The sequence below is a fragment of the Hymenobacter profundi genome, assembly GCF_019334315.1.
Lineage (GTDB): Bacteria > Bacteroidota > Bacteroidia > Cytophagales > Hymenobacteraceae > Hymenobacter > Hymenobacter profundi.
Genome location: NZ_JAHWGL010000034.1, coordinates 17,818 through 43,016, shown reverse-complemented (window position 1 = coordinate 43,016; position 25,199 = coordinate 17,818). Strand labels below are relative to the sequence as shown.

Here is a 25,199-nt window from a genome sequence, read left to right as displayed (position 1 = left end):
GCTTTTTTGCCCTACTACTTCAACATCATTTTCCAAGACAAAAGCTAGCAGCTAACAGCCATCAGCTAACAGCTCAAGCCGTGAGGGCATATAGCAAAATATTTACGCCAAACTTTGTGTTATCCTCGGCCAGAAAGCGCTTGTTGCGGAAGTCGTAGTCCCACTCGCAGCCGTAATCTTTGTTGGAGTAGAGCACGCCTAGGCGGCCGTTGGTTTCCACGCCTTTCAGGTAGTCATGCACGAGGTCGTCGCCCCAGCCGTTTAGCTCGAAGCCAGTAGGCGGCGGGCCGTCCGGAAACTTGAAAAACTGCGAATAGATGGGATGGGTTTTGGGCAGCTTCTTGAGCGCACCCGCCCCGAAGCACACGCGCATCTGCTCCTCGAAGGAGCGCGCAAACAGCCCGTCGATGTCGTGGTTGCAATCGTCTACAAACACGAAGCCGCCGTTGCGCACGTACTGCGTGAAGTTCTTCTTCTCAGCCTCACTGAACTGCACCAACCGGTGCCCCGAGAGGTAGCAAAACGGGTAGCGAAACAGCTCCGGCGAGTCTAGGGCCACCACTTTTTCCTTCTGGTCGACTGGCACCGTGGTGTACTGCACCAGCGAATGCAGCAAGTTGCTGGGCATGCGCTCATCCACGGCATCCCAATCGCCGGAGTGGTAGCTGAGCCGCACAAACGTGAAGGGGGTAGGCAAGAGGGAATTAAAAATTAATAATGAAGAATTAAAAAGGCAGAAGCCGAGGCAAGGACGCGGCAAGCTGGCAGAAGGTGGCATCGGTTTTTGCTAAAAACGCAAAAAAACCTGATTAGCATTGCAACGAATGGCGCTTCGCGGGATTGAGTCAAGGTCTGAAGCCCAGCAGTTGCCAAAATAATAGGCCGCCAGATATACTGCGCGGCACGGCTAACGTTTAAGGAAACAGCTTCACTCTAAAACTGTAACAAACACGCTTCACCTGCCATGAAACAATTCTTCTTCCTACTGTTTGGCCTGCTGCTAAGCAGCGGAGCCTATGCCCAACTCGGCGTGAAAGCCGGCGTCAACCAGTCTGTGCTCAATGGTGAAAACATCGACGGGAGCACCAGCTACAATACTTCCTACCATGCGGGCGTTTTTTACGAGGCCAAACTGATTGGCCCACTATCGGTGCAGCCGGAACTGCTGTACTCTTCGCAAGGCGGTAACATCAAAAGCCAGTTGGAAGACTTCGACACCAAAATGCACTACTTCACGGTGCCGGTGCTGGCTAAAGTGCACGTAGGGCCGCTGTTCGTGGAGGCGGGTCCGCAGTTTTCCTTCCTGCTCGATGCCACCAAAGAGGGTACGCAGCGTGTGCAAGGCACCGGCGGCGCAGCCACCTACAACGACTACAAGCGCGGCGCCACCAGCGACTTCAAGCGCGGTGACTTCAGCCTGTGCGCCGGGGTGGGCCTTAAGTTCTCAGCCCTCCTCATCGGAGCCCGCTTCAACGCCGGCCTCAACGACGTGAACGACGTGGATAACCTTACCGGCGTAAACGACGCCCGCCTCAAAAACCGCGTGTTTCAAGGCTACGTGGCGCTTCAGCTAGGCCATTAGCAGTGTCAGATAGAAGGACATGCAACGTTTAGGCAACGGGCTGGCTCTCTACAGAGCCAGCCCGTTTGTTTTCTACGGTTCCTATCTATTCTATTATGAAACAACCCTTACTCCTACTTGCCAGCTTGCTGCTGGTAAGCACCGCGCAAGCTCAATTCGGCGTGAAGGCTGGTGCTAACTATGCTACTCTTTCCAAAGAAAATAAGTCGAGTAACTACATACATCCTAAGGGTAGAGTAGGCTATCAGGTAGGTGTATTTTACGAACAAAAGCTGGCGGGCCGCTTTTCATTGGTTCCCGAAGTGCAGTTCAGTCGGCAACAACTAGATGCGGAGGTGGTGCGCTTTAACTTCCCAGCAGAGGATTATTATGCTCAGTATCAACTCAAGCTGTCCTATCTAGCAATACCCGTAATGCTGCAGACCCATTTTGGTAAGTTCTACTTAGAAGCTGGGCCGCAAGCTGGGTTCTTACTCGCGGCACGCGAAAAAGGGGAGGAGCGGACCCTTTCCTACCTAAGCAGCTATATGGGACCAGATAACACCACGTATTTCGACCGCTCGGCAACGGCTGACTTTCGACGGTTTGATGTTGGCATATGCGCTGGCATCGGGGTGAAGCTACCCGCCGGATTCGCGGTGGGAATACGGGCTAGCACAGGCCTTATTTCGATTGCCCGTGATACTCAAACTACTAGTGACGATAACCATTTGCGAAACCAGGTAGCGCAGGCGTCGGTGAGCTACCAGCTAGGTGGGTAGGAGATAGATATTTGCAAGTACTTGCCTATAAATAGTGAAAGCCCCGTTGCATTAATGCAACGGGGCTTTTTTGTGTCATAAACAAAGCAAACAATCGAAAGCAGGGCCGTTCTGGCGAAAAAGTTGCTAACACCGCCACTTCACGCTTTTACTCCTTTTTCTTTATTTATGAATAAAATTATTACAACGCTGGCATTACTAGTAGTGGCGGGTAGCACAGCCGTACAGGCGCAGCACCGCAGAAGCTACAATCAACCAACTACCCAGGTAGGCGCAAAAGTGGGGTTGAACATGGCCGTGCTGGACGGCGCCCTGAATCAGGAAACGGAATACAAAGCCGGCCCCAGCATCGGCGCTTTCCTGCGTTGGAAACCATCGGCGCGATTTGCCGTGCAGCCCGAGCTAACCTACTCGGTGCAGGGCTCAAAGAACGTTATTCCGGTAGGGCCGGTGGAGCTTACCAACAAAACCAACCTGTCCTACCTCAACGTGCCGATACTGGCCAAGGTATACTTGGGCGAGGTGGTGAACGTGCAGTTTGGCCCCCAGATAGGCATATTGCTGAGCGGCCGCTTGAAAGGGCAAACCAGCTATACTTCCTCCGGCAGCGGCAGCTACTACACCACTACGGACACAGAGGTTACGGAAAGCTACAGGAGCGACCTAGGCCTCTGCGGCGGCGTAGGTATCGACCTGCCCAACGGCTTGCTGGTGGCGGCCCGCCTCAACTACGGCCTCACGGATATTGTGAAAGACGAGAACGTTCGGCGACTACGCGACTCCTATGGCATTGGCGGCTTGCACAACCGCGTGTTGGAGTTTTCGCTGGGCTACGCCTTCGGCGGGCGCTAGTCTTCAGTTTTTAGTTAGTTGAAGCTGAAGAAGATGCAAAAGTACATAGTGGGTGTAATGCTGGGCGCGTGCAGTCTGGTGAGTGCAACGGCACACGCTCAAATAAGTGGAACGCGCCTGGGTCTGAAGGTCGGCCTGAACAGCGCTACCTTGTCGGGCACCATCAACAGCGAGCCGCGTGCTTGTGTGGGACCTGTGTTTGGTCCGGTGGTGCGGTTCAAGCCTAGCAGTCAAGGATTTGCCGTGCAAACGGAGCTGCAAGTGAGCATACAGGGAGCCAAAACCACCGAAACGCGCAACACCTCGGGGCAGCCCTACACGGCTAGCCGGCGTATCAGCTACCTGAACGTGCCGGTGCTGCTCCGGCAATACATTGGGAAGCACGTATACGTGAATGTTGGCCCCCAACTAGGTATCCTGCTGGGCGCTAGCGACAGTGGTAGCGCCAACTTCCAAAAGCTGGAGGCCAGTGCCGTAGGTGGCCTGGGCGTTGAGTTTGCATCGGGTATTTCCTTGGATGTACGCTACAACTACGGTCTGACCGACATCAACCGCAACCCCGATGAGCGTTGGCTCCGGCAACGCTTGAGCATGGGTGGTTTGTACAACCGCGTAGCGCAATTCTCACTGGGGTATCTTTTCGGCGCGAAAGAGAAATAAAGGGTACGCTACGTCCTACCTAACAAGGCCTGCATCCGAGGGTAGGATGCGGGCCTTTATTAGTACACGGTATTCAACGTATTGAACGCAAGAGGCTTGTCGCCAAACCATTGCCTAAAACCTGCTAGCTCAGTAGAAGCTATCGAGCGGATAAAAGCAAATTGTACTCCGTGATAATCTGCGGCATATCCTGATAACGATACCCCTGAGCGCGCGCCTCTACTTTCTGGGCCAGGTCGGGGGCATCTTGCAGATACGCCGCTACCTGCTCTGTGAATTTGCTGCGTTTTACCTCTATTAGTTTTCCGTTGCGGCGCAGGTACCAGTGGTTGCTGGTGTAGTTGATGCCGAGAAGAATCACCGTGCTAGCTGCTCCCATCGATGCAATGGCTGCAATGGGTAGAACAGGCGGAACGCTCTTGCCCTCCGAAAAATTAAACAGCTCCACAGGGCCTTCAACCAGACGCGGCGCCAATATGCGCAAACTCTTGCCCTCGTCGCTATGTAGCGTTTCAAAGTACTGACCGCGCACGGTCATGCAGTGAATTTTGTCTACACTGATGTGCTTGGTTTTGGGGTAGGGGCGTACCTCGGGATGCGTCTCGCAGAAGTCGATAAACTTTTCAAAACCGTTCACTGCATGCGGCAAATACAATTGGATAGTTTGTCCTTCGGGCGTTACAACGGTGCCCGGCGCGAAGCTGCTACGGGAGCTGGTTTCTATGGCAGTAGTATCAGAAATTGCTTGAGCTTTTGCAGCAAAAGGCAGCGCACATGCAATAAGTATAAGGTAAGTAGGAAGTAGTTTCACCAGAAAAAGAGCAATAGCTTACACACAAAAGCACCCGTAGCAATAGTAGCTACGGGTGCTGCAAAGTGCAACTTCTGTGCCCTATACCGCGTCCGAGAGACTGGTGAACGTGAAGTCCCGAATCTTGAGCGGCGGCACCAAATTGCCGCCCAGACGCTGCTGTTTACCAATGGTTTCTAAGTTGTTCAGCATGATAATGGGCGACTCGTTGAAGCGCAGGTTTTTCACTGGGAACTTCACCTTACCGTTTTCAATGTAGAACGTGCCGTCGCGCGTCAGGCCGGTGAAGAGGAGCGTCTGCGGGTCCACGCCGCGGATGTACCACAGGCGCGTTACTAGAATGCCTTTCTGCGTGCCTTTGATCATCTCCTCCAGGCTCTGCGTGCCGCCTTCCATGATGAAATTGCCGGGGAAGGGGGTAGGGGCCACGTTGTTTTTCTGGGCCCAATAGCGCGAGTAGTACAGGTTGTCGACCTTGCCTTTGTTGATCCAGTTGATGCGCTTCACGGGTAGGCCTTCGCCATCGAACACGCTGCTGGGCGCGGCGGGGTTGGTAGGGTCGGTATAGATGGTCACACGCTCATCAAAGAGCTTTTCGCCCTTCTTGGTACCGCCGCCTTTCTTACTCAGAAACGAGCGGCCTTCATCAGCCGAGCGGGCGTCGAGCGAGTACATGAGGTTGTTGAGCAACCCCTCGTCCGACACCAGCGCAGCCGGCTCCAAAATCACGGTGTACTTGCCGGGCTCAATGGCGCGGGCGCCCACCGAGCCGGCCGCTTTGCTGGCGGCGCGCTCGGTCAGCACCTTCGCGTCGAACTGCTTGATGTCCGTAAAATCGGCTACGGCGTAGCCCGAGCCGGTGCCATCGGCCGTGCGCACCGTCACTGAAAAGTCGACGTAGGTATCGGGCTGGTAGGCTTGCAGACCTTTGCTGTTGCGCAGGGCCCGGAAGCTGCTGCTGTTTTCCAGGAAGCCGGCGGCCGTCAGCTTTTTGGCCTCGCATAGCGCAATGCTGTCGCCGGCGGCCTGGGCGCGGGCGTCGGCGGTATCGGCGGCGGTGCTGGCGGCAAAGGCGTTAGGCGTGAGGTACTGCTGCGGCCCGAGCAGAGGCATGTATTCTGGGTCTTCGGGCGCCAGCTTGGCGGTTTCCTCGGCCCGCTGCACGCAGCGTTTCAGGGTAGCATCATCAAACTGATTGCAGGTAGCCACGCCCGAGCGTTTACCAAACCTCGACTCCACGGCCAGCGACACGTTATCAGACTTGCCGGCCGTGCTCACGGCATTACGAGCATAGCGAATATTGCCCGCCGTGCGGCCCGACAGCGTGGCCTGACACTCATCGGCGGTGCTGAAGCTGAGGACTTTTTGCAGGATAGTCTGGGCTTGTTCTTGGGTAAGGATTGCCATAATGGTTGGTTTCGTGACCCCACCCCCCGGCCCCCTCCCCTCCGGGAGAGGGGGAGCCTGACGGGTTAGCGATTAGCTGGTAGCTTCTGTTGAACGAGGCTAAAGGCTGACAGCCATCAGCTAACAGCTTTCCTCTCGGCTCCTCCTCTCCCGGAGGGGAGGGGGCCGGGGGGGTGGGGTGAATCGTTGGTTATACTTTCCGCGCCGTATTAATCACATTCACGCCATTAAACCGCGTGGTGCTGGAGCCGTGGCTCACGGCCGACACCTGCGGCGGCTGGCCCTTCCCATCGAAGAAGGTGCCCAGGAAACGGTAGTCCGACTGGTCGCAGGTGGCGGCGCAGCTGTTCCAGAACTCCTGGGTGTTCGACTGGTAAGCCACATCCTCAATCTGACCGGTAATTTTGCCCTTCTCGATAGCGTAGAACAGCTTGCCGCCAAACTGGAAGTTGTAGCGCTGCTGGTCGATGGAGTAGGAGCCGGCACCCACAATGTAAATGCCCTTGTCGACACCTTTGATCATGTCATCCACGCTCATTTTCTTGGCGTTGGGGCGCAGGCTTACGTTGGGCATCCGCTGGAACTGCACGTTGCTCCAGGAGTCGGCGTAGCAGCAGCCGTCGGAGTGGTCCTGGCCCACTACCCCGGCCTGGTCGCGGATCTTTTCGTAGTTCACCAGCACACCGTCCTTTATCAGGTCCCACTCGCCGGTTTTCACGCCTTCGTCGTCGTAGCCCACGGCGCCCAGCGTGCCAGGTTGCAGCTTGTCGGCCACAATGTTCACGGCCGGCGAGCCGTACTTGAAGTTGCCCGATTTCAGCTTGTCGAGGGTAGCGAACGAGGTGCCGGCGTAGTTGGCCTCGTAGCCCAGCACGCGGTCCAGTTCCAAGGGGTGCCCTACCGACTCGTGAATGGTCAGGCCCAAGTGGTCGGGGTCCAGCACCAAGTCGTATTTGCCAGGCACCACCGATTTGGCCGTGAGCTTGGCCTTAGCCTGCTTGGCGGCCAGGGCAGCATCTTCCAGCATGTCGTAGCGCTGCTTGTAGCCAATTACGCCGGTGCCGGCCGGACCGGCCACCTTGTCTTGGGCGCGGGGCGTGAGGTACTCGTAGCCCATACCCATGGAGGTGCCCAGCGAGTCGCGCGAACGGAATTTGCCCGAGGCACGGTCTATCACCGTCACATCGAAGGTAGGCCAGATGCGGTGCACGTCCTGGTCAATGTAGGAGCCGTCGGTGCTGGCGAAGTACTTCTGCTCGTTCACCTGAAACAGGTTCGAGCTAACGTAGCTCGCGCCGTTGTCCAGGGCCTTGGCATTCACCGCCAGTAGGAAATCGGCTTTCTGCTTCACCGGCACTTCAAAGGCGTTCTGCTCGATGGGCGTTTTCCAGCTCACTTCGCCGTAGCCTTTTTGCGGCGCCAGTTGCACGGGCGTTTTCTGAATTTTGGCGTTGGCTTTGGCAATAGCCACGGCCTCGCGGGCCGCTTGAGCCACAGCGGCTTCGCTCACGTCGTTGGTGGCCGCAAAGCCCCAAGCGCCGTTCACCAGCACGCGCACGCCTACCCCGTAGCTCTCGGTGTTGACGATGTTCTGCACCTGCTTTTCGCGGGTGAACACATATTGGTTGAGGTAGCGCCCTACCCGCGCATCGGCGTAGCTCGCTCCCGCCGATTTAGCCGCGTTCAAGGCCGCGTCGGCGAGGCGTTTTTTTACGGCGATGTCCACGCCTTCGAGCAGACGCTCTACCTCTACGGGCGTGCCACCGAAGCCCGGCAGCGAGGGTAGGAACAAGGCCCCGGTCGCTAGACCAGTCAGCCCCACAAAATCACGACGACGCATAGGCAGTGAGCTTTACAATATAGAGAACGGAATATATAAAGAAGTTAAAACTAAAAGCTAGAAAACTAGCTCCCCTCCTTTTTTCAAGGAGGGGTTGGGGGTGGTTAAAGTCGTTGAACTATACTAGCTGTAGTTGCTAACTTTAGCTTAACCACCCCCAACCCCTCCTTGAAAAAAGGAGGGGAGCTAGTTTTCTAGCTTTTAGTTTTTACCCAATCTTGCGGGCGGTGTTAATCACGTTCACGCCGTTGAAGCGGGTAGTGGCCGAGCCGTGGCTCACGGCTGAGCTTTGCGAAGGCTGGCCCTTGCCGTCATTGAAGAAGCCCACGAGGCGGTAGTCCGACTCGTCGCAGCTGGCGGCGCAGCTGTTCCAGAACTCCTGGGTGTTGGCCTGGTAGGCCACGTCTTCCAGCATGCCCGTGATTTTACCTTTCTCGATGGCGTAAAACACAATGCCGCCGAACTGAAAGTTGTAGCGCTGCTGGTCGATGGAGAAAGAACCGTTGCCGGCGATGTAAATGCCTTTGTCTACCCCGCGTACCATATCGTCCACGCTCAGCTTGGCTTTGCCGGGCTGTAGGCTCACGTTGGGCATGCGCTGGAACTGCACATCCTGCCACGACTGCGCGTAGCAGCAACCATCGGAGTGGTCCTGGCCTACCATGTGCGCCTGGTCGCGGATTTTCTGGTAATCAACGAGTTTGCCTTGCTCGATGAGGTTCCACTGCCCGGTTTTCACGCCTTCGTCGTCGTAGCCCACCGCGCCCAAGGAGCCGGGTTGCAGCTTGTCGGCCACAATATTCACGGCCTTCGAGCCGTACGGAATGTTTTTCGCTTTCCAGGCCAAGTCGGCGAAGGAAGTACCAGCGTAATTGGCCTCGTAGCCTAGCACGCGGTCAAGCTCCAAGGGGTGCCCTACCGACTCGTGAATGGTCAGGCCCAAGTGGTGCGGGTCAAGCACCAAGTCGTACTTACCCGGCGTTACCGACTTGGCCGTGAGCTTCTGCTTCACCTGTTTGGTGGCGTTGGTCACGTCTTCCAGGATGTCGTAGCGCTGTTTGTAGCCGATAACGTCGGAGCCAGCGGGGCCAGCAATTTTCTCCTTCGCGCTGGGCGTGAGGTACTCGTAGCCCAGGCCCATCGAAGCACTCATGGCCGGCCGCGAACGGAACTTACCCGAGGCCCGGTCAATGGCCGTCACGGTGAAGGTAGGCCAGATGCGGTGTACGTCCTGGTCGATGTAGGAGCCGTCGGTGCTGGCAAAGTACTTCTGCTCATTTACTTGGAACAGCGCCGAGTTCACGAATGACGCGCCGCCGGCCAGGGCCTTGGCGTTGGTTTCCATCAGCAAGTCTACCTTCTGCGCAATGGGCACCTCGAAGGCGTTCTGCGTAATCGGCGTTTTCCACGACACCACTCCGTAGCCTTTTTGGGGTACCAGTTTCACGGGCTCTTTCTGCACCTTGCTGTTGGCCTTGGCAATGGCCACGGCCAGTTGCGCCGCCTTGGCAATGCCTTCGTCCGTTATCTGGTTGGTGGAGGCAAAACCCCAGGTGCCGTTGGCAATCACCCGCACGCCCACGCCCTGGCTTTCGCTGCTGGCAATGTTCTGCACCTGCTTTTCGCGGGTAAAAATGCCTTGGTTGAGGTAGCGCCCAATGCGCACGTCGGCGTAGCTCGCGCCCGCCGATGTGGCCGCGTTCAGGGCCACATCGGCCAAGCGCTTTTTCATGGCCACGTCCATGCCGGGCTCCAGCAGGCGCTCGGCAGGCACCAGCAACCCGCTACCGAAACCGGGGATGCTGGGTAGTAAAAGGGAGCCGGCCGCTAAGCCGGTCAGTCCCACAAAATCACGACGTTTCAAAGAGGTAGGGGTTAGGCGATAGAAGGAAGGGTAGAACCGTCATTTCGAGCTCGTCGAGAAATCTTGCGTGGTGACGCTGGTTAGTAGCTGTCATGCTGAGCGGAGTCGAAGCATCTCTACCGCTTCGTTGCTACTATTAAGAATTACTCACGGTAGAGATACTTCGACTCCGCTCAGTATGACATTACTACCACGCGAGATTTCTCCCGCTGGTCGAAATGACGTTCTTTCTTAATTCAATACTCAATATTTAAAAATCAACACTTCCCTACACCGCGTCCGACAGGCTGGTAAACGTGAAGTCGCGAATTTTCAGTGGGGGCACCAGATTGCCGCCCATGCGCACCGGCTTGCCAATGGCCTCCAGGTTGTTGAGCATGATAATGGGCGACTCGTTGAAGCGGAAGTTCTTCACCGGATGCTTGATTTTGCCGTTTTCGATGTAGAAGGTTCCGTCGCGGGTCAGGCCGGTGTAAAGCAGCGTCTGCGGATCTACGGGGCGGATGTACCACAGGCGCGTCACCAGAATACCCTTCGCTGTGCCCTTAATCATGTCTTCCAGGCTCTGCGTGCCGCCTTCCATAATCCAGCCGTTGGGGCGCGGAATGTCGGGAATGCCGGCTTTTTGGGCCCAGTAGCGCGAGGTGTAGAGGTTCTTTACTACCCCCTTCTCAATCCAGGTAGTTTTCTGGTGCGGGCGGCCGTCGCCGGAGAAGGTGAGGTCGGCAATTTCGGGGTTCGTGGGGTCCGAATAAATGGTCACGCGCTCGTCAAAAAGCTTCTCGCCCTTTTTGTTGCCGCCGCCTTTTTTGCTCAGGAACGAGCGGCCTTCGTCGGCGTTGCGGGCGTCGAGGGCGCCCATCAGCGCAGCCAGCAACGAGGCATCGGTGTTGGCTACCAGCGCGGCCGGCTCCATAATCACGGTGTATTTGCCGGGCTCAATGGCCTTGGCCTCGCGCGACATAGCCGCTTTCTTGGCGGCCGTAGCCGTCAGGGCGGTAGTATCGAGCTTGCTGGCATCGTTGTAGTCGGCAGTGGCGTAGCCCGAGCCGGTGCCGTCGGGCGTGCGGACGGTTACGCTGTAGGTGATGCCGCTGCGCTGCTGGTAGGCTTGCAAGCCCTTGCTGTTGCGCACAGCCCGGAAACCAGCCGAATCTTCCAGAAAAGCAGCCGACGACAACTTCTGCTGGTCGCAGAGCTGCATACCGGCGGCTACCTGGGTAGCGCGGTAATCGGGGTTGATGGCGGCGGTGCGTTGCGAAAACGAATCGGGAGCCGCCACGTACTGCTGCGGCCCGAGCAGGGGCATGTACTCAGGGCTTTCGGGCGCCAGCCGGGCAATTTCCTCGGCCCGCTGCACGCAGTTGCGCAGGGTAGCGTCGTCGAACTGGTTGCAGGTAGCCACGCCCGAGCGTTTGCCAAACCGCGACTCTACGGCCAGCGACACATTGTCGTTGGCGCCGCTGGTGCTGATGGTGTTGCGTGCCGTGCGCACGTTGCCGCCGATGTTGCCCGAGAGCGACGCCTCGCACTCATCGGCTTTGCTGAAGCTGAGCACTTTGGTCAGAATGGCCTGTGCTTCTGATTGGGAGAGAATTGCCATATTTTTTAGAGAGCTATTAGCCGTTGGCTGCTAGCTGTTAGCTTTCTGATCTGAACTCTGAAACGAGGGTTATCAGCCAGCAGCTAATAGCTAGCAGCGTAAAGAAAATTATCCGATTTTTCGGGCAGTGTTAATCACATTCACCCCGTTGAAGCGGGTAGTAGCCGAGCCGTGGCTCACGGCCGACACCTGCGCGGGCTGGCCCTTGCCGTCGAAGAACGAGCCGAACAAGCGGTAATCGTCTTTGTCGCAGGTAGCGGCACAACTGTTCCAGAATTCCTGCGTGTTAGCCTGGTAGGCTACGTCTTCCAGCATCCCGGCAATTTTGCCTTTCTCGATGGCGTAGAACGTGGTGCCACCAAACTGGAAATTGTAGCGTTGTTGGTCGATGGAGAACGAACCGCGCCCAGCAATGTAAATGCCTTTGTCGACGTTCTTCACCATGTCGTCCACACTCATCTTCTGCTTATTGGGTTGCAGGCTGATGTTGGCCATGCGCTGAAACTGCACCGAATCCCAGGAGTCGGCGTAGCAGCAGCCATCGGAGTGGTCCTGGTTCACGATGTGCGCCTGGTCGCGGGTTTTCTGGTAGTCCACCAGCATACCGTCCTTGATGATGTCCCACTGGCCGGTTTTTACCCCTTCGTCGTCGTAGCCCACGGCACCCAGCGAGCCGGGTTGCAGCTTATCGGCCACAATGTTCACCACCTTCGAGCCATAGGGCTTCTTCTGCGCTTTCCAGTCCAGGGTAGCGAACGAGGTGCCAGCATAGTTGGCCTCGTAGCCCAGCACGCGGTCCAGCTCCGTGGCGTGGCCGATGCTCTCGTGAATGGTCAGGCCCAGGTGATTAGGGTCGAGCACGAGGTCGTACTTGCCCGGCGTCACCGACTTAGCCGTGATTTTCTGCTTGGCCTCGCGGGTAGCAGCCGTGATGTCCTCCAACAAGTCATAGCTCATCTTATAGCCTACCAAGCCCGAGCCGCTGGGGCCGGCAATCTTGTCTTTGGCCTTGGGTACCAGGTACTCGTAGCCCATGCCCATCGGTGCACTCAGGGCCTGCCGCGAGCGGAACTTGCCCGACGCCCTATCCACCGCCGACACCGTGAAGGTAGGCCAGATGCGGTGAATGTCTTGGTCGATATAAGAGCCTTCGGTGCTAGCAAAATACTTCTGCTCGTTGATCTGAAACAGCGACGAATTGACGAACGACGCGCCGCCTTCCAGCGCCTTGGCGTTGGCCGACAGCAGTAGGTCTACCTTCTGCGTGATGGGCACCTCGAAGGCGCTTTGCACGATGGGCGTTTTCCAAACCACCTCGCCGTAGCCCTTCTGGGCGGCCAGCTTCACGGGGTCTTTCTGCACCTTGCTGTTGGCTTTGGCAATGGCCACGGCTAGCTGGGCAGCTTTGGCCAAGCCGGCTTCTGTTACGTCGTTGGTGGAGGCAAAGCCCCAGGTGCCGTTGGCCAGTACGCGCACCCCGGCGCCGTAGCTTTCGCCGTTGGCAATGTTCTGCACCTGCTTTTCGCGGGTGAAAATGCTTTGGTTGAGGTAGCGCCCAATGCGTGCGTCGGCGTAGGTAGCTCCCGCCGATTTAGCGGCGTTCAGGGCGGCATCGGCCAGGCGTTTCTTCACGGCTACGTCCACAGTTTCGAGCAGCCGCTCTGGTGCTACCAGTGCACCGCCAAAGCCCGGAATAGAGGGTAGGAACAGGGCACCGGTGGCCAGACCGGTTAAGCCCACAAAGTCACGTCTTTTCAAGCAGGTTGTGGTTTTGGTGATAGGTTGATCGGAAGTTTACCAATAAATTGTGAAACTTCACAAGAAGGACGCACGTAGCGCCGCGGGGCTGCATGGTTTTGAAAAAGCTGTCAGCTATTGGCCGCTAGCTGTTAGCTCTCAATTTTGAACGAAGCTGATACCATCAAAAAAGCTGTTAGTTGTTGGCTTGTTTAGAACAAAAGCCAACAACTAACAGCCAACAGCTACTAACTAAAGTAGATCAGCCCACGGCCACCCGCACGGGGCGCTTGTGTGGGCTTTTCTTGTGACGCCTACCCCACCAGATAACGGTACCCGTAACAGGTAGGCTGGCTGAAATCAGGCTGGCGAGAAAGGCCACCAGTTTGCCCCCAAACCCCAGAATCTGGCCCGTGTGCAGGTCGTAGTTCATATCGGAAAGCTTGGTGCCGGCGCTTTTGGTGGCGTGAAAGCGAGACTCCAACAGCTTCCCCGAAACAGGATGAAAGGCGTACTCGTCGCGGTGGTAGTAGTGCAGGGCTTTCTGGTAGGTCCAGCAGTAGGCGGGCGTCTTGCCTGTGCCGGTTGGCCCAATCAGAATCATTTCGTGGGTAGGCGACAGGCGGCGGACGCTGCGGTATACAACGTCGGGCAGTGGCTGGGTAGCGGCCGACACGGTTTGCAGGGTGTCCAATTGGGTGGTCATGAGTTCTGGCGGGGCCTTCTTGCCACCATCAACTGCCAGTTGCACCGACTCCAGCATCCAGGGAAAAATCATGACCAGGCCCGTCAGCGCCAGTACCAGCCCAATGCTGGCCGCGTAGAAACCCAGCACGTTGTGCAAATCGTAGTTGACGCGCCGCCAGCGGGCTCCCCACTTAATGCTGAAGCGCTGCTTCCGCTCGTGTTTGCGCTTGGGCCACCACAGCACCAAGCCCGTGAGGAGCATCACCACAAAGATGATGACCGAGCCTCCAACCACCCACTTGGCTATGGCCTCGGGCAGCAGCAGGTGCATGTGTATTTCCTGCACAATGGTGAAGAAATGCGTGCGCAAATTTTGCTCCTTCAGCACTTGCCCGGTGTAGGGATTCAGGTAGACCTGTATGGGATTACCAGCTTTATCGGTGAAGAACACGGTAGCCGAGCGCTCTGGGCCGAAGTAGGTTACCCAGGTATCGGCGGGAGTGGCCTGGCCAGGGTGCGGGGCCAGCGCGGCGGCTTGCAGCTGAGAGGGTAGGGCCATGGCCGTAGCTTGGGCCTCCATCGTGCGCCAGGGCTCCGTCAGGTCCCGGATTTCATCCTGAAACACGAAGATGGCCCCTGTAAGACTCACTATAAACACAACCAGCCCGGACGCAAGTCCGAGCCAGAGGTGAAGTTTGCCAACGAGCTGCTTAACCGTCATAGGCGGGAGTGTTGGGGTTAGAACTTGTAAGCGACGCTACCAATAATGCTGCGCACTTTCTGTGGAGCCAAGCTGCCATAACCAATCCAGTAATGTTCGTTGGTTAGGTTGTCTACCTTCACGCCAAGACGATATTTGGGCTGATCGTAGAATAAGCTAGCATTTAGCACAGTGTAGCAAGGAAGAATGAAAACTCCCTGGCTTACGCTGTTGATAACTTTATTATCGCTGGCGTAATTACCACCGGCGCCTAGGCCAAGACCTTTGGCAACTCCATTGGTCAGCCGGTAGCTTACCCACAAATTAGCCAAATAGGGTGAAGAAGCAGTGCTGGGGCGGCGGCCTTCATCGTTGGCAGTAGTGCGTGTTAGTTCGGAGTCGTTGTAAGCGAAACCCGCTACTAGGTTCAGGCCAGGTACTGGATTCGCTACGACGTTTAACTCTACCCCATTGCTTACTTGCGTACCGTTTTGGGTATTGGCAAAAGGATAGGCTACCGGCGTTGCAACAGTAGAGTCTACAGGTGTAGCGCGTAACAGATTGCGCACCCGAATATTGTAGTAGCTCACAGTGGCGCTAATACGGCCATCGGCGGCGTCCAGCTTTACGCCAGCCTCTACTTGGTTAGCCTGCTCTGGCTTGCCAAGGATGTTTTGGCCTTGCGTATTCTGGAAAGAACCAACATTGCGGAAGCTATTCTGGTAGTTGGCGAATAAGGACACACGGTTTAGCACCGGTTGAAATACTAAGCCAAACTTCGGCGATAAGGCTGTTTGCTTGTATGCATTCGCTGAGTTTGCCGCGCTACCTTGGTTGTTGAAACGGTCTATGCGCAACGCGGCCAGTACGCTTAGCTTTTCTGTCAGATTTAATACATCGGACGCAAAGGCGCTGTACGTATTGATGGAGTTCATGGCAAGATATGGGGTCACGGTAATATTTGCGTAGGTGTCCCGCACCGCATCGCCCGTGAAATCGGTATAGGCCCGGTCGCCTAGTCCATATGGTCGCAACGTTGCGCCCCGGAAGCTCACAAATGTCTGATCGTTGACAATGCGCAGGTAGTCTAACCCTACTACCACCCGGTTGCGTAGCGAACCTATTGCAAAGTCGCCATTAAAGAGCTGCTGTACTTCTGTCAGGTTCTGGCGGCTGTCCTGAGTCGATTGATCCGACTGCCGTACGCCGGTACCATCAATGTATAGGAAAGCCCCAAATCCATCGGAGTAGCTGCGGCTGTGCGTGAAGTTGGTAGAAGAGGTGAAGCCTGGCGCAATCTGATAATTCACCTGTCCGAAGTAATTAGTGCTGCGGGAATCCTGTGTCAAACCCGGCCCGATGTACGACTGACGGTAATCCAAGCCAAATTCGTCTGCCCGATGAATGCCAAGGGCGTTAGGCGAGGTGAGGTAGTCGATGAAGTTAATTTGCTTCCCCACATTGCGGCCTCGCGCTATTTCAGCGTCCAGGTTAATGGTGAGGCGGTCTGTTGGGCGGTAGGTGAGCGTAGGAGCCACAGCAATGCTCTTGTCGAAACCCGTGTAGCCGCGATTCTGCCAGCTGTCTTCATAGTTGGCCGCCGCGTTCAAGCGAAATAGCAGCTTGTTATCCTTGGTCAGAGGGGTATTAATATCCAGGCTCAGGCGGTTGAAGGCAAAGGAGCCAGCGGAGTACGTTACCTCACCACCGAAGTGGTCGTAGGCTTTCTTCGTGACGCGGTTGATCAGTCCGCCATACGTGCTTAGTGAGCTACCATACAACGTAGCCGACGGGCCTTTGATAACTTCCAGCTTCTCCAAGTTAGCAGCGTCGATGCTGTTGGTAACATTGCCAGCTACACCATTGCGCAGTTGACTCTGAAAGTAAAAACCACGCGAGTTGTAATAAGCACCACCGTCGCCGGAGCGGCCTGTGGCAGGCCACATTTTCTGCAAGCCCGGTACATTGCGCGTGGCATCATCCACTGAGAATACCAACTGCTCGGTCAGTAATTCCTTGCCTACGGTAGCGTATACCTGCGGGTTTTCGAGGTTGCTCAAGGGCATTTTGCCCACGTACTCGCTCGATTTGCGCGAGAATTTGTTGGTACGGTCGCCCTGCACGGTTACTTCCTCCAGTTGCCGGTCGCCTGGGACTAGGATGAAATTACGTGTTTGCTTTTCGCCGGCTTTCACCGTCATGCGGTGCTCTTGGTTGAGGTACCCCAGCAGGCGCACCCCTACCACATAGGTGCCGCCCTGGCTGAGCGTGAGGGTATAATCGCCATTGCTATCGGTATCGGTGCCCACGTTGGTGCCCTGCACGCCAACGGAAGCGCCAGATAGTGGGGCGCCGGCCGCGTTGGTTACGCGGCCGGTAAGTAGGGTCTGGGCCTGCGCCAAATGGCCCAGCAGCAAGAAAAAAAAGAAACAACGCTACATGCGTTGTCAAGCGAGAAGGGGGTAGAGAAGAGGTCATAGATTGTGTACTGACTAAGCTGCAAAGTTCAGCGGGACACAATCATTTTCCTAATTTTATTTAGACTAATTACTATTAGTGACGACCCTTAAAATATTAAGTTCAGTAAAGCTGCGGCAATATCCGGCCAAGGCTGCGCTAAGTCCAGCGTAACCACGCGCACCGGATGGCCGCCCAGTGTGTAGCGCACGTCCACTTCCTGCGTGGCGGCGGGGTAGAGCAGCACGCCCTCTAGCTGCTGGCCCGGCGTGGCAGGCTGGTTTTGAAGGTAGGCGTAGAGCTGGTAGAGGTGGGGCGCAATCAGGCGCTGACGGTTGTGGCGAGTGCGCAGGGCGGCGGCGTAGTATTTGGTGTCGAGGATGATTTTGCGGTCGGCGGCTTCCAGGGAAGTATCCGTCACCATGGTGGGGAGTAGGGCCAGGTCCTCGGCATTATCGGCGGCGGCTTGCCAGGCAATGGTTTCGGAGCGCACGCGGTAATGGCGCTGCTCCAGGCGGTAGAAGTTGCGCACGAACTGTTCGAACAGCCGCGCCATTAGCACCTCGTCGCGGCGGAAGTCGCGGAAGCGGTGGCGGCCCGCCTCATCGGGCACGGGTAGGGCACAGTGGTGCAGTAAGTCGCAGAGATGCAGTAGAAACGCCTGTGCCCCCTGCAACCGCTGCCGCCGTAGCAGAAGCAGCGCTTGGCTGGTAGGCAGAGTAGGGTGCACCGTGGCAGGGAAGCGCCCCAGCACCTGCCGTACCTGCTGGCGCGTGGCAGCGGGTAGTGCACGCGTACGGCTCAGCTGCGCGAGTGTGCCCGCCAGCAGTTGGTTGAGTGGTGTATTGGGGCCAAGCTCGTCGTAGGTGCACACGGCGCGGCCCCGCCGCAGCAGGTTGCGGGCGAGAGTAGGGGCCAACTGCACCCGCCCGCGCAGTTCCGTCAACTCGGCTTCCTGCTCAGTATATCCCACCGACAAGCCGCGCCGCAACTGCCGCCGGGTGGCTATCAGTAACAGGTGCGTCAGGAGCGCTAGCGGCCGATGAAACTCCTGTGCCTCCACCGCCTGCGCCTCGGCCGGGTCTGGCAGCCGGTGCCAGGCGTAGCAGAGTAAGTAGTACAGGTTGTGAATGGGAATCATGCGGTGAGATGGTGAGATGGTGAGTGGTGAAATTGTGAGTTTGTGAAGTGGTGAATGGTAGAAAGGCGTCTGTCATCCTGAGCTTGCGAAGGACCTTCTCACGGCAGAACGATAAGTATGACGAGTCGTTTTTACGTCTGTTGTTCACGCGTGGGAAGGTCCTTCGCAAGCTCAGGATGACAGGCGGTTTCTCAACTCACCATTCACTTTGCCAGCAGCCGCTTCAGTTCCGCCTCTGCTTTAGCATGATCTTCCTGCCAATACTCTTCCAATAGTGGCCCGATTTCCTGTTCCACAATCAATTGAAACCACACGTCGGCCTCTGCGCCAGCGGGAGGCTGGCAGAAGTAGCTGTGTCCAATGCGAAATTCCGCACCCAACTCGGGGTCGTCGGCAATGGTTTCGTTGAGGGCATTGAGGCGCGTGACCAGTTGCTCTACCAAAATAGTCGGCAATCCTTTGTCAAGTAGGAAGGCTTGTAGCTTCGGCCCGAACTCCGGGGCCAGAGCCACGAAGGCAAAGCGGCGGCGCAGAGCGTAATCGAGGGGCGTGAGCGAGCGGTCGGCGGTATTTAGCGTGCCGATGACGTAGAGGTTCTCGGGCACGAAAAAGCGCGGGGCCTCGGCCGGTGAGTAGGGTAGGCGCACGGCATGGGCAGGGCCGCGCTTGTCGGCTTCCAGCAACAGCAGCAGCTCCCCGAAGATGCGGGCTACGTGGCCGCGGTTTAGCTCATCAATCAGCAGAAAAAATGGCTGGTCGGGCACAGCGGCGGCGCGGCGGCATACGTCTACCAACACCCCATCCTGCAACCGAAATGTACCAGTTGCGTCGGGCCGGAAGCCCTGCACAAAGTCCTCGTAGCTGTAGCTGGGGTGAAACTGCACCCGCTCGATGCGGCTTTCATCTATGATGCCCAGCTCCAGCCATGCCAAGCGCTGGGCCAAAAATGTCTTGCCCGTGCCGGGCGGACCTTGCAGCAGCAAATTGCGGCGGCGATGCAGGGCCGCTAAAGCTGCATCCAACTGTTCCTCGCTGATAAACAGCTCGGCCAAGGCTTGCGCGCGCGAGTAAGGCTGGGGCGCGGGCGTGGTGGGGTAGGAGGCAGTTGGCTCGGCGGCTATACTAGGCGCATCGGCGGGAGCTGGTTTGCCAGGGGCAGGCTTTTCGGCCGGCCGGCCGGGGTAGAGATTGACAGGTAGTTGCTCCTGCTCGGCCACGTTGCCGTCCTGCGGGGAGTTGGCGAGGGTAGGGCGCTTGGTGGCAATGGTAAAGTCGAGGCGTTCGAGCAGCGCGTTGGTGGGCGTGCCGCTGGCCAGCGGCCAACGGATGTCGGGCTGTTGGCTGGCTAAGCGGTAGGCCAGTTGCGCCACCGCCCGCGGCGGGTAGCGGCGGCTTTCAAACACCAAATCATACACGGTGCCGGGCGCCAGGCGTAAGCCGTTCTGCTCGATGTGGCGCAGGGCATCCAGCACGTGCGCGTGGGTGAGGTGTTCGGGTAGGAAAGGGGTAGGAGTGAGGTCGGCCGTCATGCAAGCAAAAGATACGAGCAAAACGTTACGGACCGCCTAGCGGTTCGTTCATGCGGCGGACCTCACCCCCCCCCCGCCCCCTCTCCTCGGGGAGAGGGGGAGCCAGACGTCAGGGAGCAGCAGCTTCTCGTTGAACGCTCCCCCTCTCCCCGAGAAGAGGGGGCTGGGGGTGAAATTACAAGTTCACCTCTACCGTACCTTATACAGGCGGGCGCCGAACAGGAAGATGACGAGGTAGCAGATGATGGGCAGGTAATAGGCGTGGGCTACGTCTTCGTTGGCGACTTTGCCCATCAGGTAGGGGAAGATAGCGCCGCCGGCCACCGTCATCACCAGGAAGGAGGAGCCTTGCTGGGTCTTGGCGCCCAGGTCTTTGAGGCCCAGCGAGAAGATGGTGGGGAACATGATGCTAAAAAAGAAGTTCAGCCCCAAGAGCGCAATAAATGACGGCCAGCCCCAGCTTTGAGCAATGATGAGACACAGTATAATATTAGCAAAGGCAAACGTAGCCAGCAGTTTGTTGGGAGCAATGAAGCGCATCAGGAACGTGCCTACAAAGCGGCCAATCATCATCATCACCATGCTGAGAGCAAAGTAACGCGAGGCCACGGAGTCGGTGAGACCCATTTTCTCGGCGCCGTAGTTGATGAAGAACGCCCAGGTGCCGCCCTGCGCCGCCACGTTGAAAAACTGCGCCACCACGGCCCACACAAAGTGCGGACGGTTGAACAGACCCTTGGCCTCGGGTACTTCCTCGGCCGTACCGCTGTAAAAACCCGCCTCCGGCTCAGCCGATACGTCAACGGCGTGAGCGTCTTGCAGGGCGGGCACCTTCACAAAGGCAAAGCACACCCCGATGAATAGAATAACACTGCCAATAGAAAGGTAGAGGGTCTTCACCGACGACAAATCACCATCAGCGTGTACGCCGTTTAAAATGAAAAAACTGCCCAACAGCGGCCCAATCACGGCGCCTAAGCCATTGAACGACTGCGCAAAATTGATGCGCTGGTCGCTGGTGTCGGGGTGGCCCAGGGCGCCCATGAAGGGGTGCGCTACGGCCTCTAGGGTAGCCAAGCCGCAGGCCAGCACAAACAGCGCCCCGCGGAAGAAGTTGAACGACTGCGCATTGGCGGCTGGCACAAACAGAAATGCGCCCAGCGCATACAGTCCTAGCCCCAAGAGCACGCCATTTTTATACCCGAACCGCTTCATAAACAAGCCGGCCGGAATACCCATGATGGCGTAGGCGCCAAAGATAGAAAACTGCACCAGCCCCGAGTCGGCCTTGCTTACGCTGAGCACGTTTTGGAAGTGCTTGTTCAGCACGTCGCCCATCGTAATAGCCACGCCCCAGAGCAAGAATAAGGAGGTGACGAATACCAGCGTGACGAGGTAGCGTTTTTCGGTGAAGGGGGCTGAGGCGGTGGTAGCCGGAGCAGTTGGTTGCATGCGGTGGGGGATAGTTAGTTGTTAGGAGAGAGTTATCAGTTGTCAGGAAGGATTTGTCGGTTGTCTCAGGGAGTAGGTATTAGCGAGGAAGTTAGGTTTATTCTGACAACTAACAACTACTCCGCGCCTCCCGACAACTGACAACTATCCCCTGACAACTCACAACACTACTCCACAGGGCGGGTAGCCACGGCTATTTTGGAATCGGCAGTGCCGTAGTACAGGAACCACGTATTGTGCAGGCGGGCCAGACCTTCCAGGAAAACCACTTGGTTCACCTGGCCAGTGGTTTCGTAGGGCTTCTCGGGACGCATGAAATACGTGTCGGTGCGGAGGAGCAGCTTGGTGGGGTCGTTCTTGTCGAACAGGGCCTGGGCGGCGGTGTAGGTGCCTTCTGGTAGGGACTTGTCGCCGATGGCGGGTACGTTGCGGCTGTTGTAAATCAGCAGAATACCTTGGTCGGTGAGCATGGCGGGCGGGCCGGATTCCACTAGGTCGCTGTCGAACTTGCCCTCGCGAGTGGGCAGCACAATCTTCAGATTAGGTAGGGTTTGGGCCTGGGCGCGCAGGGGCACGGGCGGTTTCTCGCCGGGCGCCATCTCGATGGGTGTCCAGTGGATGAGGTCGTCAGAAGTGGCCGCCCAGATTTGTGCATCACCCCAATACATCCAGTACTTGCCATTAATTTTGGTGGCCACAATACGCCCGTCGGGCTCGTAGCGCGACACAATGGCGCCCGACTTACTCCATTTCGGCACGTACTCGCCGTTTTTGGCCCCAGTAAAGGCATTGCCGTACTTGGTCCAGTGCACCAGATCGGGGGAGGACGCCACGTGCAAGCGGGCTTTGTCGCCGTCGTAGGCGGTGTAGGTCATGTAGTACACGCCGTTGGCGTCTTCCACCACGCGCGGGTCCTCGGTGCCGCCCGGCCACTCGTATTTTTTCTGGGCGTCGTTGTCGGGGTAGAACACGGGCTCCTTGCGCCGCGTGAAATGAATGCCATCGGTGCTGGCGGCCAGGCCAATACGCGACGCTTTGCCCACGGCGCCCTTCACCAGGTTCTCGGCCCGATACAGCATATAAATGGTGTCGTGGCGCACCACCACAGCCGGGTTAAACACGTCTTTTTCTTCCCACTGCACCTTCTGCTTCAAGATCGGGTCGGTGAACACGCCTACCGGGCTCGGCCCCATAATGGGGTTGGCGCTGTCGACCTTCGTGAAGTTGAGCATGCTCCACTCCTTGGGTTTGACGGGAGGAGTGGCCGTAGTATCAGCTTTGTCAGCGGAGTTGCAGCTAGTGAGAGCGGCAAGGAGTAGGGCGAGGGGGTAGGGGCGGATTGTCATGCGTGCTGGTGTGTGGGACCTCACCCCCCGGCCCCCTCTCCTCGGGGAGAGGGGGAGCCACGGCGGCGTGGTTGTAGAATCATACTAGGAAGAAAAAGAAGTTCGTTTGGCTCCCCCTCTCCCCGAGGAGAGGGGGCCGGGGGGTGAGGTTACAGCGTATTCTCAATCGTATAGATAGACGTCACCTCCGCATCCGTCAGGGCGCGGTTGTAGAAGCGGATGTCATCGATCTGGCCTTTGAAAAAGGCCGGGCCGTAGTACTCGAAATAGCCGGCGGCCTGGCCAGCGGTGGGGGCGCGGTTGTAAGTTTCCTTGGGCAGCTGTTGGCCGATAGCCAGCGGTACGGGCTCAGGAATGGTCTTCATGGGACCCTGCACGTTGGTCCAGGTTTTCACCAACGCACCGTTGAGGTAGAATTTCAGGGTGCCGTCTACGTAGCTGGTTACCACGTGCGTCCAGGTGTTCACGGCCACCACACCCGATTCAGCGTCCCGGTCGAAAATGCCGGTGGTGGTGGTAGCCGTCAGGAAAGGTTTGCCTGCGCCTTGCAGCTGAAACTTGAAGCCGTTCCAGCGGTTCAGCGACAACAAATAATTGGCGTCGTTCGAGTCGAAGCGCTTGCACCACAGGCTGATAGTCATGGCCGGCGGGTTGAAGCCTGCCGCGTAGGGCACCTCGATGTAGGCGCCGTTGGTGAACTCATAGGCCTGGTTGGGACGGTTGAAGCGGTCAGCTACCAGCGTAGGTAGGGTAGCGCCATCGCCGGGCGCGGTGCCGGGGCCGGTGGGACCGGTTTTGGGGGTGCCATTGTGGCCGTTGGCGGTGGCGTCGTTGGCGTTGCCCTCAAACTTCCAGTAAGCCACCAGATTCGCCACCGATACATCTTCAATCAGGCTACCCCGAAACGCCGCCACGGCGCGGCGCAGGTTAGCCGTGGCATTGTCGATTTGCAGTTGGGTGTATTGGCTGTTGCCGCGGGTGCTGGTAGCTAAATCCAGAGCGGTTTTCAGAGGAGCTTTCGAGCCGGTGGCGTAGTTGCCGGGCTTGTTTCCCTCCACGGCGGCGTTGTAGCCCACGGTCACAGAGTCAATCAGGGCGGCCAGGCGGCTGGTGTCGGCGGCTACCTGGGGCGTGTCGTCGTCGGAGTCGGAGCAGGCCGAAAGCACCGCGGCGCCCCCTAGCAGCCAGGGTAGGAGCAGGAATAGAAAGTGCCTTTTCATAAACAGAGAAGCAAAAAGGGTAGGAAAAAGACGGCAGCGCGGCTACAAGCCCAGGTTGCGGTTGGTGTCCCGCTCGCTCTGCGGAATGGGGTAGAACTGGTTGCGCGCGTAGTTGAAGTTGGGCCGATCGGCCAGGGCCTGGCGGGCGTAGGCCTCGCCGTAGCGGATGATGTCGAAGTAGCGGTGAAACTCCAGGGCCAGCTCCGAACGCCGCTCCCGCCGAATCAGCTCGCGCAATTGGCTTTGGTCGGTGGTGGTGATGTCGGGTAGGAGGCCATCGGGTACGGTGCCTGCGTTGGGTAGGGAGGTGTCGTAGAGGTAGCTCTCGCGGGCGCGCTTGCGCACCTGGTTGAGAGCCATTAGCGCCCCCGCGCCGTTGCCCGATTCGTTTAGGGCCTCGGCCTGCATCAGCAGCACATCGGCGTAGCGCAGAGCCTGGTAGTTCAGGTTGCCGTCGCCCTTGATGGTGGCCGGAATCTCCGTCAGCGGCTGCAAGTGCTTCTTCGAGACGTAGCCGGTAGAGGTCCAACCCGGATCAAACGCTACCCCAAAAAACGACTGCCCGGCCCTTCCCAGCGTGTAGTCCAGCCGCGGGTCTACCACCCCGTCCGAGGTCCGTTCGAAGTTATCGACCAGGCTTTGGGTAGGCAGAAAAAAGCCGTAGCCGTTTTGCGGGCGCGGGGCAAACCATTGGTTGAGGCCGCTACCCTGGTTGGGGCTGAGGCCGGTGGTGTGCTGCACCGAGAAAATGATTTCCTGGTTGTTGTCGGTGGCCGCCCGGAAGTTGTCAGCAAACACGGGTTGCAGCTTGTAGCCCAGTGCCCCCACGGCCTGGGCGGTTTGGGCGGCCGGCGCCCATTTTTTCTGAAACAGATAGGCTTTGGTGAGCAGGGCCAGCGCCGCGCCCTTGGTGGCGCGGCCTACGTCAGTGCCGGTCCAGGTGGCGGGTAGGGCGTCGGCGGCGGCTTGGCAGTCGGCCTCAATCTGGGCGTAAATCTGTGCCTGTGGCACGGCCGGGCTTTGCAGTTCCTCGGGCGTTTCCACCTTCACGCGCAACGGGATGTTGCCATAGAGGTTGGTCAGCTCGAAGTAGTAATACGCCCTGAGAAACAGTGCCTGCCCTCGGGCCTGCTGGCGCACAGTGGCGCTGATGTTGGTGTTGCTCTCAGGTAGGCCATCGAGCACCACATTGCACTTGAAAATGCCGTCGTAGTCGCGGCGCCACTGGGCCTCCACAGCCGCGTTGATGGGCGTAATGTTGAAGATATCGATGTTCTCGAAGTCGGCCTGGTCGCCGGGGTTGCTACCCTTCACGGCATCGTCGGAGGCCACATCGCCCAGCACCCAGATAGTGTTGGAGCCCGCGTCGCGGAACGACAGTGGCACGTAGGCAGCATTCACGGCCAGAATGGCGTTGGTGTCAGACGTGAAAAACTGCCCCGCCTCGTACTGCCCCAGCACCGGCTGGTCCAGGAAACTGTCGCACCCGGCGGTGGTGAGCAGGAGGGCAGTCAATCCGCTGATCAAAAGATAATTGCGTTTCATATCGT

19 protein-coding genes are annotated in these 25,199 nt (G+C 57.8%); 4 read left to right on the top strand and 15 right to left on the bottom strand.

Annotated elements, in window-relative coordinates:
- Positions 1–73 precede the first annotated feature (73 nt).
- Positions 74–697, bottom strand: a complete 624-nt coding sequence (locus KYK14_RS10140; RefSeq protein WP_185282138.1) for a DUF4159 domain-containing protein — start codon at positions 695–697, stop codon at positions 74–76.
- 267 nt (positions 698–964) lie between these two features.
- Here KYK14_RS10140 and KYK14_RS10135 point away from each other — a divergent pair, with 267 nt between their 5' ends.
- From KYK14_RS10135 to KYK14_RS10120, 4 genes are all read left to right on the top strand, one after another.
- The gene (locus KYK14_RS10135; RefSeq protein WP_219158745.1) at positions 965–1,582 is read left to right on the top strand and encodes a porin family protein; all 618 of its coding nucleotides are present in this window, start codon (positions 965–967) and stop codon (positions 1,580–1,582) included.
- Positions 1,583–1,677: 95 nt separating this feature from the next.
- The gene (locus tag KYK14_RS10130) at positions 1,678–2,343 is read left to right on the top strand and encodes a porin family protein (protein ID WP_219158744.1); all 666 of its coding nucleotides are present in this window, start codon (positions 1,678–1,680) and stop codon (positions 2,341–2,343) included.
- A 168-nt stretch (positions 2,344–2,511) separates the two neighbouring features.
- Positions 2,512–3,195 carry a porin family protein gene (locus KYK14_RS10125; RefSeq protein WP_219158743.1) on the top strand — a complete coding sequence of 228 codons (684 nt, stop codon included), beginning with the start codon at positions 2,512–2,514 and terminating at the stop codon, positions 3,193–3,195.
- Between the two features lie 33 nt (positions 3,196–3,228).
- On the top strand, positions 3,229–3,855 hold the full coding sequence (locus KYK14_RS10120) for a porin family protein (protein WP_219158742.1): 627 nt from the start codon (positions 3,229–3,231) through the stop codon (positions 3,853–3,855).
- A 139-nt stretch (positions 3,856–3,994) separates the two neighbouring features.
- On the opposite strand, the gene KYK14_RS10115 is transcribed toward KYK14_RS10120, so the two are convergent.
- The 14 genes from KYK14_RS10115 to KYK14_RS10050 form a co-directional block, all read right to left on the bottom strand.
- Positions 3,995–4,492, bottom strand: coding sequence for a hypothetical protein (locus tag KYK14_RS10115; protein WP_219158741.1), 498 nt, complete (start codon positions 4,490–4,492; stop codon positions 3,995–3,997).
- A gap of 255 nt (positions 4,493–4,747) precedes the next feature.
- On the bottom strand, positions 4,748–6,073 hold the full coding sequence (locus KYK14_RS10110) for a TldD/PmbA family protein (protein WP_219158740.1): 1,326 nt from the start codon (positions 6,071–6,073) through the stop codon (positions 4,748–4,750).
- Between the two features lie 190 nt (positions 6,074–6,263).
- On the bottom strand, positions 6,264–7,913 hold the full coding sequence (locus tag KYK14_RS10105) for a TldD/PmbA family protein (RefSeq protein WP_219158739.1): 1,650 nt from the start codon (positions 7,911–7,913) through the stop codon (positions 6,264–6,266).
- A 208-nt stretch (positions 7,914–8,121) separates the two neighbouring features.
- A complete protein-coding gene (locus KYK14_RS10100) occupies positions 8,122–9,777 on the bottom strand; it encodes a TldD/PmbA family protein (RefSeq protein WP_219158738.1) in 1,656 nt (551 codons plus the stop codon).
- A gap of 268 nt (positions 9,778–10,045) precedes the next feature.
- On the bottom strand, positions 10,046–11,380 hold the full coding sequence (locus KYK14_RS10095; RefSeq protein WP_219158737.1) for a TldD/PmbA family protein: 1,335 nt from the start codon (positions 11,378–11,380) through the stop codon (positions 10,046–10,048).
- Positions 11,381–11,488: 108 nt separating this feature from the next.
- Positions 11,489–13,138, bottom strand: a complete 1,650-nt coding sequence (locus KYK14_RS10090; protein ID WP_219158736.1) for a TldD/PmbA family protein — start codon at positions 13,136–13,138, stop codon at positions 11,489–11,491.
- 241 nt (positions 13,139–13,379) lie between these two features.
- Positions 13,380–14,525, bottom strand: a complete 1,146-nt coding sequence (locus KYK14_RS10085; RefSeq protein ID WP_219158735.1) for a PepSY-associated TM helix domain-containing protein — start codon at positions 14,523–14,525, stop codon at positions 13,380–13,382.
- Between the two features lie 17 nt (positions 14,526–14,542).
- Entirely contained in the window at positions 14,543–16,921 is a 2,379-nt protein-coding gene (locus KYK14_RS10080) for a TonB-dependent receptor (RefSeq protein WP_219158734.1), read from the bottom strand.
- A 149-nt stretch (positions 16,922–17,070) separates the two neighbouring features.
- A complete protein-coding gene (locus KYK14_RS10075; RefSeq protein ID WP_219158733.1) occupies positions 17,071–18,102 on the bottom strand; it encodes a 5-methylcytosine restriction system specificity protein McrC in 1,032 nt (343 codons plus the stop codon).
- Between the two features lie 203 nt (positions 18,103–18,305).
- Positions 18,306–19,631 (bottom strand): AAA family ATPase, encoded by a 1,326-nt coding sequence (locus KYK14_RS10070; RefSeq protein ID WP_219158732.1) that lies wholly within the window; start codon positions 19,629–19,631, stop codon positions 18,306–18,308.
- A gap of 189 nt (positions 19,632–19,820) precedes the next feature.
- On the bottom strand, positions 19,821–21,083 hold the full coding sequence (fucP, locus tag KYK14_RS10065; RefSeq protein ID WP_219158731.1) for an L-fucose:H+ symporter permease: 1,263 nt from the start codon (positions 21,081–21,083) through the stop codon (positions 19,821–19,823).
- Positions 21,084–21,250: 167 nt separating this feature from the next.
- On the bottom strand, positions 21,251–22,429 hold the full coding sequence (locus KYK14_RS10060) for a glycoside hydrolase family 130 protein (RefSeq protein WP_246601778.1): 1,179 nt from the start codon (positions 22,427–22,429) through the stop codon (positions 21,251–21,253).
- 149 nt (positions 22,430–22,578) lie between these two features.
- Positions 22,579–23,649 carry a LamG domain-containing protein gene (locus tag KYK14_RS10055; protein ID WP_219158730.1) on the bottom strand — a complete coding sequence of 357 codons (1,071 nt, stop codon included), beginning with the start codon at positions 23,647–23,649 and terminating at the stop codon, positions 22,579–22,581.
- 42 nt (positions 23,650–23,691) lie between these two features.
- On the bottom strand, positions 23,692–25,194 hold the full coding sequence (locus tag KYK14_RS10050; RefSeq protein ID WP_219158729.1) for a RagB/SusD family nutrient uptake outer membrane protein: 1,503 nt from the start codon (positions 25,192–25,194) through the stop codon (positions 23,692–23,694).
- Between the last annotated feature and the right edge of the window lie 5 nt (positions 25,195–25,199).